Origin of the sequence: Maribacter sp. X9, from assembly GCF_048537565.1 — a bacterium.
GTDB lineage: Bacteria > Bacteroidota > Bacteroidia > Flavobacteriales > Flavobacteriaceae > Maribacter.
The window spans coordinates 2,517,670-2,532,867 of the sequence record NZ_CP183215.1; the positions used below are offsets into that span (position 1 = coordinate 2,517,670).

The 15,198-nt window shown below is 42.6% G+C and carries 4 protein-coding genes; all 4 read right to left on the reverse strand.

The window, feature by feature from the left end:
• Window positions 1-20: 20 nt before the first annotated feature.
• Entirely contained in the window at window positions 21-10,199 is a 10,179-nt protein-coding gene (locus ACNR9Q_RS10725) for a LamG-like jellyroll fold domain-containing protein (RefSeq protein ID WP_419211216.1), read from the reverse strand.
• Between the two features lie 531 nt (window positions 10,200-10,730).
• The gene (locus ACNR9Q_RS10730) at window positions 10,731-12,602 is read right to left on the reverse strand and encodes a sialate O-acetylesterase (protein WP_419211217.1); all 1,872 of its coding nucleotides are present in this window, start codon (window positions 12,600-12,602) and stop codon (window positions 10,731-10,733) included.
• An 86-nt stretch (window positions 12,603-12,688) separates the two neighbouring features.
• Window positions 12,689-13,726 (reverse strand): glycoside hydrolase family 43 protein, encoded by a 1,038-nt coding sequence (locus tag ACNR9Q_RS10735; RefSeq protein WP_419211218.1) that lies wholly within the window; start codon window positions 13,724-13,726, stop codon window positions 12,689-12,691.
• Window positions 13,727-13,731: 5 nt separating this feature from the next.
• Window positions 13,732-15,183: an MFS transporter gene (locus tag ACNR9Q_RS10740; protein ID WP_419211219.1), complete on the reverse strand. Its 1,452-nt coding sequence runs from the start codon at window positions 15,181-15,183 to the stop codon at window positions 13,732-13,734.
• Window positions 15,184-15,198 lie beyond the last annotated feature (15 nt).

Consider the following 15,198-nt stretch of genomic DNA (forward strand, 5'->3'; position numbering starts at 1 on the left):
CTAATCTTTTAATTTAATTTTTAATAGTTGATGAATATCCATCCGTTTACGGGTGCGGAACCATTTTGAAGATCAATAACATAGTAGTATGATCCAGGTGGAAGGGCTTCTGAGTTTGATTTGAACCTCCCGTTCCAATCATTCTTATAGTTTACGGTTTTGAACACCTCGTGGCCATACCTGTTATATACGCTAACAATGGCATTGGGATAGTTCTCAATGTCTTTGATGACCCAAGTGTCATTGATATTGTCACCATTTGGCGTAAATGCTTGGGCAGGTACAACGGGTCGTTCTTCACCTATATTGACGTCATTATCGTCCAGGTCCGCATTGGCCCCGATACCGTCCCCGTCATTGTCTACACTTTCGTTAGGGTCATTGGGGAAGGCATCTTCGGCATCTGGCACCCCATCACCATCAGTATCAACATCTCCGTCTACTTCACCTGATCCGATAGTACCGTCGCCATCAACATCTCCTTCTACTTCACCGAATCCGATAGAACCGTCACCATCCGTATCCCCGGCTACTTCACCGGAACCGATAGAACCGTCGCCATCAGCATCCCCGGCTATTTCACCGGAACCGATAGAACCGTCACCATCCTTATCCCCGGCTACTTCACCGGAACCGATAGAACCGTCACCGTCCGTATCCCCGGCTACTTCACCGGAACCGATAGAACCATCACCATCCGTATCCCCAGCTATTTCACCGGACCCGATAGTACCGTCGCCATCCGAATCCCCGGCTACTTCACCGGAACCGATAGAACCGTCACCATCCTTATCCCCGGCGATCTCACCGGAACCGATAGAACCGTCACCATCCTTATCCCCGGCGATCTCACCGGAACCGATAGAACCGTCACCATCCGCATCACCGGCTACTTCACCTGGACCGATAGAACCATCACCATCAGCATCACCGGCTACTTCACCGGAACCGATAGAACCGTCACCATCCTTATCCCCGGCGATCTCACCGGAACCGATAGAACCGTCACCATCCGTATCCCCGGCAATCTCACCGGAACCGATAGTACCGTCGCCATCCGTATCCCCAGCTATTTCACCGGAACCGATAGTACCATCACCATCCGTATCACCAGCTATTTCGCCTGGACCGATGACCCCATCATTATTAGTGTCACCCGCAATTTCTCCTGGACCGATGACCCCATCGCCATTAGTATCGCCAGCTATTTCATTACTATTGGTTATTTGAACGGTCCAGTCTTCAGTATCTGAATTTCCGTTGCTATCCGTTGCCTTAATGGTTATTTCGTAAACATTATCGGTATTGGCATCTACTGGATTTTCATAATCCCTGGCAACCATCCTCACCACACCTGTTGCCGAATTGATGGTAAAATTACTAGCATCATTACCTTCTAATGTATAGGTCAGCGTACCGAATGGTGTATCGCCCGAAAGCGTAGGTGTTACCGAACTATAAGTTTTGTTTTCTTCAATACTAATAGCGTTTATTTCATCTATGGTAAAATTGGCATCATCATTTGTTAGCGTTACAGCTATGGTTTTAGTTGTTAAAGGGTCGAAAGCATCATCACTCGCGATATCATCTACTGCTATAGAAATAGTAACAGTATGATCAGCTGTGGCGTTATCATCTACCCCAGTCACTGTCACAGTTTGTGTGGAGGACCAATTGGCGGTTGTAAAGGTCAACTGTGCTTTGTCTACCGTTGCTTCACCCGTCGCGGAGCTTGTTATATTGAAGACTACATCACTGGTAGGTTCGGTGTCCAGAACTACGGTGAAGCTGTCCGTTCCCGCATCTTCATCAATGGTCAGCGTGGTCTCACTGACCGTAAAGGCGGCCGTATCATCATCGGTCAAGGTAATGGCCACTGTTTTATCGGCCAGGGCATCAAAGGAATCGTCCGAATCCGCATCTTTCACGGCAATAGTAATGGTAGCGGAATCGTCCCGGTCCATGGCATCGTCGACGCCGGTCACTGTCACAGTTTGTGTGGTATTCCAATTGGACGTGGTAAAGGTCAACTGTGCTTTGTCTACCGTTGCTTCACCCGTCGCGGAACTTGTTATATTGAAGACCACATCACTGGTAGGTTCGGTGTCCAGAACCACGGTGAAGCTGTCCGTTCCCGCATCTTCATCAATGGTCAGCGTGGTCTCACTGACCGTAAAGGCGGCCGTATCATCATCGGTCAAGGTAATGGCCACTGTTTTATCGGCCAGTGCATCAAAGGAATCGTCCGAATCTGCATCTTTCACGGCAATAGTAATGGTAGCGGAATCGTCCCGGTCCATGGCATCGTCGACGCCGGTCACTGTCACAGTTTGTGTGGTATTCCAATTGGACGTGGTAAAGGTCAACTGTGCTTTGTCTACCGTTGCTTCACCCGTCGCGGAACTTGTTATATTGAAGACCACATCACTGGTAGGTTCCGTGTCCAGAACCACTGTAAAGGTTCCGGTTCCCGCATCTTCGTTTATGGTCATTGTATTTTTACTCACCGTAAACGATGCCGTATCATCATCGGTCAAGGTAATGGCCACTGTTTTATCGGCCAAAGCATCGAAACTGTTTGCTGAACTTGCATCATTCACCGAAATGGTGATGGTTGCGGTGTCGTCACTGTCTATATCATCGTTCACCCCGGTCACTGTCACAGTTTGTGGTGTGTTCCAATTGGCAGATGTGAAGGTCAATGCTGATTTGTCCACGGTAGCTTCATTGGTATAGTTACTTGAGATGGCAAACACTACATTGCTCGTGGGTGCGGCATCGAGTACTACTGTAAAGCTGGCCGTTCCAGCATTTTCAGAAATTGTTAATGTAGTTTCACTAACAGAGAAGCCGGCATCAATGACAGAAACGGACTTATATGTTGTTTGACCACATAATGCATAGTTTATGTTTACGGATCCTGCCGAAACCCCTGTCACCAAACCTGATTGATTCACAGTTGCTATGCCAGTATCATCACTGGACCATACGCCACCACTTTGTGCATGGCTTAATTGTAAGGTTTCATTCTTGTATACAGAGTCGCTCCCGGTAATCTGGGCAAAATAGCCATCCACCCAGTTGCTGGATGTCCCAGTAAGGGCCATATTGTTCAGGGTTCCGTCAATGTTCGAATTGGATTTGTCGATTAAAGTGGTTTCAGAGGTGTTGTTTCCTTCTGCAATTCCTTGGTTAAAGGTGTAGTAGCCTACAAGACCCGCTTCGTCACCAGAAAGGGTCACGTTCATGTTGTCCTCGATCTGGGTTTGGGAACGTGGTGTATTCCAGAAACGGGTATCATCTATCTTGCCCGCAAAGAAATTATTAATATACCCTATTTGATAAGGGCCTGTTATATTGATGTTTTGTGGAGCAGGATTGGTCAGTATTAATTCACCATTCACGTAAAAACGATATTCGGTGCCCTCTTTTACTAAAGCCAAATGGGTCCAAACATCTTGGAGTACCACAGGGTCATCCGTTATAAAATCATATCTGGTTAAGGAGGCATTGTTTTCATACATATCTACATGAATCTTACCTTGTTTGATATAGAATGAAGGGTTTCTTGAACTCGAGGTATTCTCTATTTGTTCATAACCAATAATGGCATGATAATCCCCATCCCAATTTGTATTGTCGGGTAATATCCATGTTTCTATGGTAAAATTGGACGCTCCATCAGCAATGGTATTCCCACTAAGTGTTACATAATCATTGTCGCCATCAAAATAGAGTGCATTATTGTTTGCCGCTGCTATAGCAATATCCTCAGATTCTGTGCCTGAAGCTACAGTGATATTTCCGGATAGTTCTCCATTCTGGCTTGAAGCGACCCGTACATAAATGCTTGTGCTCGCCACGGCATTAGAAGAAGGAGTGAGTGATACACTGTTGGCATAGCCCGAACCATTGCTCAATGAAACTTCGAAACCTGCCGGTGCCGTAATCACCAAATCTTCATATAGATCCGTTCCAGAAACTTGGAAACTTTCGGAAGCAGATATTTCATTCGCGCAGTATATAATTTCATTAATGCTAGTTGTTGATACCGTAAGTGCCGATTTTGAAGTGAAGGTAAACCCACTCAAAGTAGCGGTGCCACCAGCAGTTATAACTTCCACATCACCTGATGCTGCCGTGCTGCCAACAACAGCTGTAATCTGGGTGCTTGAATCCACGGTATAGGAAGCTGCGTCAACACCACCGAAAGTAACTTGTGTGGAACCATCAAAGTTGGTACCTGTAATGGTCACGGTATCATCTTGACCGGCTTCTACCGGGTCAAAAGAGGTAATCGTAGGTGCAGGCAATTGGGTTATGGTCTCGATTTCAGCTTCTGTTAACTTACGGTCGAAAATGACCATATCATCGATACACCCTGTAAAGTATTCCCAGTTTGTATTAGGCGTCGTATTATAATTTTTTGTATAGGCAAAGCCTAACTGATTATAGATCATGTTCAAGTGGTCTACCGCGGCTCCTGTAGTACTTGCTTCCAGATTTCCGTCTACATATATAGATACCGAATTGGTTCCTGCCGCAAAATCTACCTGGTGCCAATTTCCATCATTTACAGCGGTTGAAGAAACTGCTTGAATTCTGGTATTTGTCCACAACGTTCCTTTGAGAATCCCATCGAAATCAATCATTAGTATAGGTATATAAGTACTAGGGGTGTTGGATGTATTAGCCTGTACATGCTGATATCCCAAAATACTACCAGTTTCTGTGGTTTTAAATCTTAAAGAAATCGTAAACTCCGAAAGGCTTCTGATAAGATTATCTGGAAGTTTTACAAATCCAGGGCCGTTATCAAAACAAATGGCCTGTCCTTGTGCCCCTGTGCTATAAGTCACCGTATTGATTTCTGTTCCATCGTAATTATTTTCCGTTTCATCCAGGGCATTCCCTTCAAAATCGTACTGTACCACTTTGTACAGGAACCCGGAAGCTGAATCGTTTCCGGCCGAGTTGGTTACTGTAATATCACCGGAAGCACCTGTATCAACCGTGGCTACGATTTCAATATCTGAATTTACCGTAAAAGTCTTAGCGGCAACACCGCCAAAGGTAATGGCAGAAGTACCTGTAAAACCTGTCCCCTTGATGGTCACTACTTCGCCATTTCCTGCAAATTCGGGTGTAAAGCTGGTAATGGTCGGTGCAATGATATCGTTTTTGGCCAGTGTAAAATAGTCTCCATCATTCAAGGTTAAACCGGTTATCTCTCCATTGGAGTCCAAGTCGCCCATTGAAGTTATACCCTCAGAGAAATCCCCATCCTCATCTTTTATAAGTGACCACGTCTCATCAAACCCATCAAATTTTAAATTGATAGTTTCACCGAAATTTGTGGTTTTATCCACTTTCCACTCTCTTGTGATACGTGTGTTAAAGTTGGTGTTCTCAATCTCTGTAGTTTGTGACGTAGTTACACCACCATTGTTTGAAACAATCAAAAATTGTTTGTCATTTGCATGTGCCGTGGTACGGCCAGCATCAGTGTTGGAAACTGTAAAGTCGTTATCCAATGCGATGGTCAATACGGCTCCTGAGTTAACAGATTTGGATATTTTTTGATTTAATCCACTAATGTCGTCGCGACCAATACCGAAAATATCATTGTTGTAAGCAGTATTGGCCGTAGCGTCCCAAATTATAGTGCCATCGGAAGCCAAGTAATCTAAATCTGAAGTTTGGTTGAGTGATATACCATATTTAAGCGCTAAATATGATTCTATTCTATTGATATTCAAGATGACGTCCTCACGATAATTGATAATTTCCGCTATTTCTCCGGTAAAGGGATATAATCCATCTGTACCTTGTGAACCTAAATTAAAAAATCCGTCGCTTAAAGTTGCATTAGAGCCGGTAAGATTAGCGACAAATGCTCCTTCAGCCCTAACCGTCGCCGTTATGTTATTTCCTCTTAATGCCCGCAAGTAGGCTATGTCATTATTTACTGCTCCAGAATTTCCATTTCGATTGGTCAAAAACAAATTACCGTTGGTACCGGCACCTGTAGAGTAGCTGCCGCCCGGGACGTTTGAATAATTATAAATTGTACCCTGCGCTCCTGTTGATTTGAAAACTATAAACTGGGAATTAGCATTATTACTATTTGTGTCTACCAATTCTGTGGAGGTCATGACTCCCGCTCCAGTTTGCATTAAATCGGATCCATCAAAAACCACTGTAGGGTTAAAATTGATTCCATTGCTTTTCACCGTTGGCTGTAAATTAGATGAAGCTTGAACCAGGTTATGATTGAATTCCGATTGGTCGTCCCATTGTGCAGGTGTCGCGCTACTATCTGCCTTTAACCAAAGTGATAAATTGGTTAAAATACCACCTGGGCCTTCCGCAAATTTCGCCAAAGTGATATACTCGCCATCATTAAGTGTGACGCCAGTAATTTCTCCATTGGAATCAAGTGTTCCTACTGAAGTAGCCCCTGAACTAAAATCCCCATCAGTGTCCTTGAGAAGTGTCCAAGTTTCATTATAGCCCTCAAATTTCATACTTATGTTCTGTGAGAAGTTCGTGGCATCAACTTTCCATTCACGGGACAAACGGATATTGAAGCCTGTATTTGCATCAAGCTCCGTTTCTTGAGTAGTCAAATCAGCTCCGTTATTAGCAACAAGTAGAAACTGTTTGTCATTCGCATGTGCCGTGGTACGGCCAGCATCGGTGTTGGAAACTGTAAAGTCGTTATCCAATGCGACGGTCAATACGGCTCCTGAGTTAACAGATTTCGAAACTTTTTGGTTCAACCCAGAATCATCGTCACGACCAATACCGAAAATATCTCTGTCGTATCCGTCCGAATCGTTTTCCCATATCTTGGTTGTCCCGTCAGAAGAGACGTAATCAGTAGGAGAGGTCTGATCTAAGGTGAACCCATATTTAACGGCTAGATACGATTCTATTCGATTACGGGTAATGGCGTCATGTTCATTTTTGAAGATGATGAATTCAGCGATGTTGATATCGGAATGATTGGTATTGATATCCTGTGCGCCAAGTGAAATCTTCCCGTTGGACAGGTCGATGTCCCCGCTGTTGGTACTTTGGGCATTCTGTTTCCCGTTGATATATATGGTGTTGGTATCCCCATTTACTGTTTTGGTGTCCACCAAAGAAAGCATGTTGTACTGCCCATTAGTGAATGTTGTTGTGGCAATAACGGCACTACTATTTTTGGGAGCTGCAAAACGCACCGGGTTACTCTCTAGGTTAAAACGATTATTTGCGTCGCTGTTCTGGAACTGGAAGATAACATCTGCACTGCTGGGAACATCTCTGTTCTGGGTATAGATGATGTAGGCCGAATTGCTATCGGCATCCAGGTAATCACCAGCGTTAGTGGTTCCTGCCAAGTACATTCTATCGTCCCCATCGATACCGATGACGGAATTATAATTGAGTGCATTGGTCAACAAGGTGGCATCGTCCGGTGCTTCAGATTCCGTAAAATGTGTTACACCATTTATAACTTGGTTGTTCCATCTATCTATGGTAGCATTGTTAGCGGTTACATTGCTGCCAGACTGTTGGGTGCCGGCATCCGCTTTCAACCATATGGTAAGATCTGACAACAGACCGCCCGGAGCTTCTTTAAGTTTTGCCAATGTAAATACCGCTCCATCTGCTAGGGGAGCTGTGGTGGTCAATTCCCCATTTGCATTTAAAGCTCCTATAATTGTAACGCCTGAGGAGAAATCACCGTCCGCGGTAGCTATAAGGGACCAGCTTTCATCAAATCCCTCAAACTTCATACTAATGTTCTGTGTAAAATTGGTAGCATCAACTTTCCATTCACGGGCAATACGTGTGTTAAGGCCAATAGAGATATCCATCTCGGTAGTTTGTAACGTAGTTGCGTCACCATTGTTGGAAACCACCAAAAACTGTTTGTCATTGGCATGTGCCGTTGTACGGGCAGCGTCGGTATTTGAAGCCGTGAAGTTGGCATCCAATGCTATGGTCAATATAGCTTCTGAATTTATCGCTTTCGAAATTTTTTGGTTCAATCCACTGGCATCATCCCGGCCGATACCAAAAATATCGGTTTTGTAATTTACGTTGGCAGTGCCATCCCAAATTACCGAGCCATCGGAAGCGAGGTAGTTTTGTGCAATGGACTGGTCTAAGGTAATACCATATTTAAGGGCCAGATAGGATAGGACTTGTTGCCTTTCCGTTCCCGTTGCCTTTGAGGCGTCGTAAACGATTACTTCAGCTATTTCACTGCCTGCTAAAAGGTTCTCCGTATCCCTGGCCCCGATAACGGGAACACGGTTAAAGGGAACAGGGTCTCCCCCAACGGTGTTCGTGTAGGGAAGGCCGTCCACCTTTATCCGTTGGTCGGCCGATGGGGTCTCGCTCAAGTCGGCATTAAGTATGCCAAACGGTATATCGGTTCCCAAGGCATTCGTACCTGCATATTCACCACCTGTACCAGCGATATAAAGTTTGTTACTTTCTGTATGGAAGAAATAATCTTCACCTTGAACAGTGGGATTGCCCAGAACGGCCCCGGAAGATGTGTTATTGCCAGGGTTGCTAAGTTTAGCGACTGCAAAAACTTCGGTAGTATTATTAAGTATGGTATTCCCTTCAAAGCGGCTGGACCCGTCAAAAAGTACGGTCGGGTTATAGTTCAGACCTGTTTCCTTTAAATCTGGTGCTCCCACCACAGAAAAATCATTGATATCGGTTTGATCTTGCCAGTCGGTGATATCGACACCGCTGCTTGTTACATCCGCATCCGCTTTGAGCCATAAGGTTAAGTCGTTTGACAGACCTCCTGGTGCTTCTTGGAATTTTGCTAAAGTGAAATACTCACCATCGCTTAAAGTTACACCGGTTATTTCGCCATTGCTATCCAAAGTTCCCAATGAGGTAACTCCTGAGGTGAAATCACCATCGTTATCTTTAATTAATTCCCAAGTTTCATTAAATCCATCAAATTTCAAGTTGATATCCTGCGTAAAAGTGGTTGTTTTATCTACTTTCCATTCACGAGATATACGTGCATTGTATGTTGTAGCATCGATTTCCGCGAACTGGGTGTTAGTATTTGCTCCATTATGGGCAACGACAAAAAATTGGTTATCATTGGTGTGGGTAGTGGTACGACCAACATCGTTGTTCGCTGTGCTGAAATCATTGTCTAAAGCGATGGTCAGCACCGCATCTGAGTTAGCCGATTTGGATACTTTCTGATCCAGACCTGAGTCATTATCAAGTCCGATACCAAAAATGCCACTCTTGTATCCACTGTTTTCAGAAGAGTCCCAAATAATAGAACCATCAGATGCAATATAGTCTAGGGGAGAAGCCTGATTTAAAGAAATACCATATTTTAATGCCAGATAAGATTGTATTTTCTGTTGATCCTGAGGCGATAGTTTTTGATTGTACATTAAAATTTCTCCAATGTTCCCCTTTAAGTGGTTGTTACCATCTTGGGCTTCGGCACCGTCTGCATCAAGGCCTATCATTATGGCGCCATTTCCTGGAAGTGTTGAAAAGCCTGTAGTAGTTGCTACTTCGTCGTTATCTACATAAATTTCACCTGACGTATTATTTGCAGCAAAACCAAGTATGTGTGGAATATTGTCATCCAATGCTTTAGAAGTGATATTTTCACTAGTGGCAGAGGCATTATTAACGGCAATGTTGAAACCGTTTGGTGAAGGGTCTATAAAAAGTGCTAGTGTATTACCGGCATCAACCCCGTAGTGCCAAACAGCATGATTATAGGCTGGTTCTACCTGCTGTACAGAAAAAACGGTCCATTCGGAGAAATTAAAATTAGCACCATTAACGCCTGTGGACAATCCAGTGTTTGCTCCGTCAAAAACAATAGCTGGGTTAAAATTTGCAACACCACTATCCAATGTGGGTGCTAAAGTGCCCGTATCAGGATTTTGTATCAAATCGGTCCTGAAGATGATATTATTTGAAGATTGATCCGACCATTTAGCAGCTGTAGCACTAGTATAAGAAAACCCTTCATCGGCCTTAAGCCAAAGTTCGAGCCCAGTTGATACACCTCCCGGTGACTGGGCCGATAGGTCTTGTATGGTAAAAATGAAAAGGATAGGGAATACTACACAAAAGGTTAAAAATGTAGTTGTAGTTTGCTTAAGGGTAACAGACTTTGAAATGTTCAGTAAGTTCATAATAGGAACAAATTTTAACTAATCTGGCATAGGACCTAATTTTTCTATGCTATAATTTTCAGATTTTTCAGCAAACATGCATATATTTATAAGGAAAAGGACTACGATTGTTGTAAAGTAAAGAACAATGTAGGTGAATGGCTAAAATGTGGAGGTTTGATTCTTGGGGGTGTCTTTACCAATGCTTCTTTAGGTCATATTAGAGAATCACCAGCAGATTGTTGTAAAGAATCGAGGGAAGAAAGATAAACTCTTCTAGGAATTTTAGTGACTATTTATGACCCGTTTTAAGCCCCATAAAGCTTTTGATAACTGTGGTTTCTTTTATTAGTCGTAATATTAGGAGTAGTCTTGTACATGAATAATAGCATTCGTTTCTTATTGGTCGAATTACCCTTTTACCTTTTAAGAATCTTACAGAGAACAGGAGTTCGTATCAACTCTTTTCTTTTGGGACACGATGCGTAAGTTCTTGAACATCTAAAAATAAAAATTAGCGGCACAGTTTTATAAGAATTTAATGTATACTATTTATTCAGTAGTGAAGGGCGAGGCCGGTAAGCCTTCTTTATTATATAAATTGGGATTATTCGGATTATCTGCCCATGCGTACCGCACATAATGGGGTTCGTTAATATCATCGTTCCAAACAATTATTTGATTTCCTTCTATTTGTGCCTTGGCCCACTTAAATTTTTTATCCTTTCCGGCAATTTCAAATTCACTCAATGGCTTATCGTCATTTGTTAGCAATCCACTGCCGAGGTGGTCGAAAGAAAGCAACACTTTACCATTCTGAATTTCGTGACTTTTATATACTGGGCCAGAATAGACCACATCTTCGCCGTACGCAAGTTTTAAAGCAGCGAGTGCCATGCGTTCTCCTACATCCTTTTTATTGTCCGGATGAATATCGTTCCACTCTCCCAAATCAATATTTACGGTCATAGCTGTATTTGGTAGTTTTAAGCCGGTTAACTGTGATTGCCTAAGTTCTGCCCAATTACTTTCTTCGGGCAAATAATTAACTTCCATGAAATTGGGTAGCTGCGCATAAATAAAAGGAATGTTAGGTTGGTTGAATTCGGTACGCCAATCGTTTATGAACGTCGTTAAAAGACTCGCATATTCTTTGGGTTTAGCAGCGTTACTTTCACCTTGGTACCAAAGTATCCCTTTTAAAGAGAGGGGCGTATATGGAGCTACCATTACGTTGTAAAGTGCGGTAGGTTCATTTTGAGCGTTGATAGGTTTTATGGAAGATATTTTTGGTAGGAATACTTCACCCACCTTATATTGCCAATATCCTTTGAGGTCAACGGTATCGTTCTCGGTAAATAAATAATAGGGTTTATCAGGAACAAAACCACCTTTTGCATTATAATTGGTCACTTTTATGACAAAAACATTCTTACCCGATTTTAAAACGTTTTTCGGTATGGTATACCTCCTTTGTGGGTATTGATAGGTCGTATTGCCAACTTTTTGTCCATTGATATAAAGTTCATCGGCATCAACGATTCTCCCCAGAAATACCCTGGCGTCATGACCTACCATAGTATCGGGTATTTCTATTTCTTTGCGATACCAAACCACACCGTTCAAATCTCGTATTCCTTGATCTTCCCAATATCCAGGAATGTTTATTCGCCTCCAATCCGTAGGCTTAAAATTGGCATCATACCATTTTACCGGTTCCAGCAAACCTTTATCGGTAGGTTCAGTCGATGTTTGCTTTGCTTCAAGGGCAAAACTTCTATTTACGCCGTTAACATAGGCAGAATCCTTGTTCTTTTCAATGGTTTCTAAAATTTCAGGAAATTCTTTAAGACCTTCTTCACTCGTCCATGCTTCTATGGGTGTTCCACCAACGCTTGCATTTATTAGTCCGATAGGGACCTTATATTTTTCGTAGATTTTTTTTGCGAAAAAATACGCTACGGCAGAGAACGGTCTAATTTCAGTGGGAACGGCCGCTTGCCAAGAACCTCCGTTGAAGTCTTTTTGTGGGCCGTTTAAATCTGTTTGGGTCGGAATTTTAAAGTGCCTTATTTGAGGATAGTTCGCGTTGGCAATTTCTTTGGCATACGTAACATCGTGTATGTTCAATTGATGTACCATATTTGACTGCCCTGCGCATAACCAAACATCGCCAATCAATATATCCTGAAGTGCAATGGTATTATTTCCTTTAATTTGCATAGCGTAGGGGCCACCCGCTTTCGTTGGGGGAAACTCTACGTTCCAGTTCCCTTCCATAGATGCAACCGTTTTCCTGCTTTTTCCGTTGAATATAACGGATACTTTTTCTCCAGAAGATGCCCATCCCCATATTCTTATGGGACTATTACGTTGCAGTACCATGCTGTCCCTAATAATTGGGGGCAGTTTTACTTGGGCCATGCTAAACTGTGTGGCAGCCAAAAAAGCAAATAAAAACAATATATTTTTAAGGAATTTCACTACGAAGGATATTTGTTGTTCGATTTCTATTCTTTGTACGGAGAAATCAGTTTGATGCTTCCATCGTTTAAATGCTCCAGTTCAGTCATTTTCACGGATCTTAAATGTGTAACCCCTTTAGATAGGCTGCTATCATGATAAAATAGGTGCCATTTACCTTCTACTTTACAAATGGAATGATGCGAAGTCCAGCCCACAACAGGTTCAAGAATTCGTCCGCCGTAAGTAAAGGGGCCGTAGGGATTATCTCCAATGGCATAACATATAAAATGTGTGTCTCCTGTAGAGTAGGAGAAGTAATATTTTCCATTATTCTTGTGCATCCAAGAAGCTTCAAAAAAACGTCTATCGTTATCTCCAGCTAATAATAAATTTCCGTCTGAATCTAAAATTTGAATCTCTTTTGGTTTTTCGGAAAATTCAAGTAGGTCATTCGTTAATCTGGCAACATAAGGAAGCAAAGCGGGCTCATCATCTTCGGGTATATGAGCGGTCGGACTTTCTGGTTGCTCTGTATTGAATTGACCAGTTCGCCAACGCTGTAATTGTCCGCCCCAAAGTCCCCCGAAATACATGTAATAGCTACCGTCTTCATCTTCAAAAACAGCAGGGTCAATAGAAAAACTGTTTTTAATAGGTAATGGCTGTGGGATAAATGGACCAATTGGAGTGTCACTTACCGCTACGCCGATTCTAAATATCCCATCATAATCCTTTGCTGGAAAATATAAATAATATTTTCCATCTTTTTGGGCCGCATCTGGAGCCCACATTTGCTTTTCTGCCCAGGGCACGTCATCTACATGCAGGGCAACCCCGTTATCCACTGCTTTCGAATCAATGGAGTCCATAGAAATAACATGATAGTCTTCCATCGCAAAGTGGCTTCCTAAATCATCGAACGCTTCTCCGGCATCTATATCGTGAGAGGGGTAGATGTATATTTTTCCATTAAAAAAATGGGCCGATGGATCTGCGGTGTATATATGGGAAACCAAGGGTTGGGAAATTGCATTTTTGGTCAATTCATCAAAATCAATATGATCAATACGTTCTTCTGGCATTTTATCTATTCTTTTCTTCTTGTTATTAAATCTTGTTCTATTTCCACTTCCATTTTTTTATTGATTTCATATAAAAACAATAGCGCAATGGCTAATAAAAAAGCGATGGAAGGAAATATGCTTACTAACATTTTAGTGCCCTGGATGGCAGTTTCTGGTTGCGTGATGGCTTCCGTAACCGCAAATTTCTTTGGGATATAATTATAAAGCCCCAAAATCCAAGTAACCAAAGAACTACCGATGGTTAGTCCCAGTTTCAACCCTATCATCATAGCCGAAAAGATGATGGCGGTGGCACGTCTATTATTCTTCCATTCAGAATAATCGGCAACGTCTGCAATCATCGCCCATAGCAACGGGATGGTAATGCCATAGAAAAAGCCATGTAAAATTTGGGAAAGGAACATTAATTCAACGGAGGTCGGCGCAAAGAAGTAGAATATGGCTATGAACAACGTTGAAACGAATAATGCGGTTCCGAAAACATCACGTTTGCCAAATTTGTCGGCCAACCCTTTCGAAAGTGATATTCCGACTATCATAAAAATGATTCCTCCAGCATTGAATAATCCGAATCCGGCAGAAGTGGGATTGTCACCAAAGAAATCAACACCGATATTGGTTAAACCCCGCAGCAACGGACCAATAAAATCGGCCAAACTATTCGCATCAACATAATTTTCAAAGTAATATACATAAGACCCCCCTTTCATTGCCAAAGTTATAAAGACCAATGTGGTGAGGGCTAACATAATGATCCAAGGCCTGTTCTTAACTAAATCTCCAAGATCCTCTTTTAGGCTAGATTTTTGTTCAAGGGTAGGAATAACTCTTTCTTTTGTGGTGAAGAAGGTAATCAAGAGCATGATGGTGCCAATAATAGCTAAATAGGTCATCACGATTTCTATACCAACTGTTTTATCACCACCGCCCGCATATTCAATTATGGGCAGCATAAATACCTGTACAAAAAATTGGGCGAACATTACGGCCACAAATCGATAGGAAGAAATACTGTTGCGCTCTTTCATACTACCCGTTATCACACCGCTCAAAGCGGCATAAGGCAAATTATTGGCAGCATATAACAATAATAACAAGGTGTAGGTAACGGCCGCATAGGCAACCTTACCGGTATAGTCAAAATTAGGAGTGCTAAATGCCAACAAGGCGACAATGCCTAAAGGAACAGATGTAAATAAAATCCAAGGTCTAAATTTACCCCACTTACTTCTGGTACGATCGGCTAGGGCCCCGACAATCGGATTAAAGGCAAAGGCAGCGATCATACCAACGATAAAAATTATCAACGAGGCATCATTGTTCTCTAGGCCGTAGATATCCGTATAGAAATAGGCTAGGTAGGTGACAAGGGTCTGGAAGACCAAGTTTGCGGATAAGTCTCCCAAGGAGTATCCAATTTTCTCCTTAAGAGAAATTTTGTGATTATTGTTCATTTAAAATACATTTGG

Coding starts and splice junctions, on each gene's coding strand:
- ACNR9Q_RS10725 (WP_419211216.1), bottom strand. CDS start 10,199: ATGAACTTACTGAACATTTCAAAGTCTGTTACCCTTAAGCAAACTACA.
- ACNR9Q_RS10735 (WP_419211218.1), bottom strand. CDS start 13,726: ATGCCAGAAGAACGTATTGATCATATTGATTTTGATGAATTGACCAAA.
- ACNR9Q_RS10730 (WP_419211217.1), bottom strand. CDS start 12,602: ATGGCCCAAGTAAAACTGCCCCCAATTATTAGGGACAGCATGGTACTG.
- ACNR9Q_RS10740 (WP_419211219.1), bottom strand. CDS start 15,183: ATGAACAATAATCACAAAATTTCTCTTAAGGAGAAAATTGGATACTCC.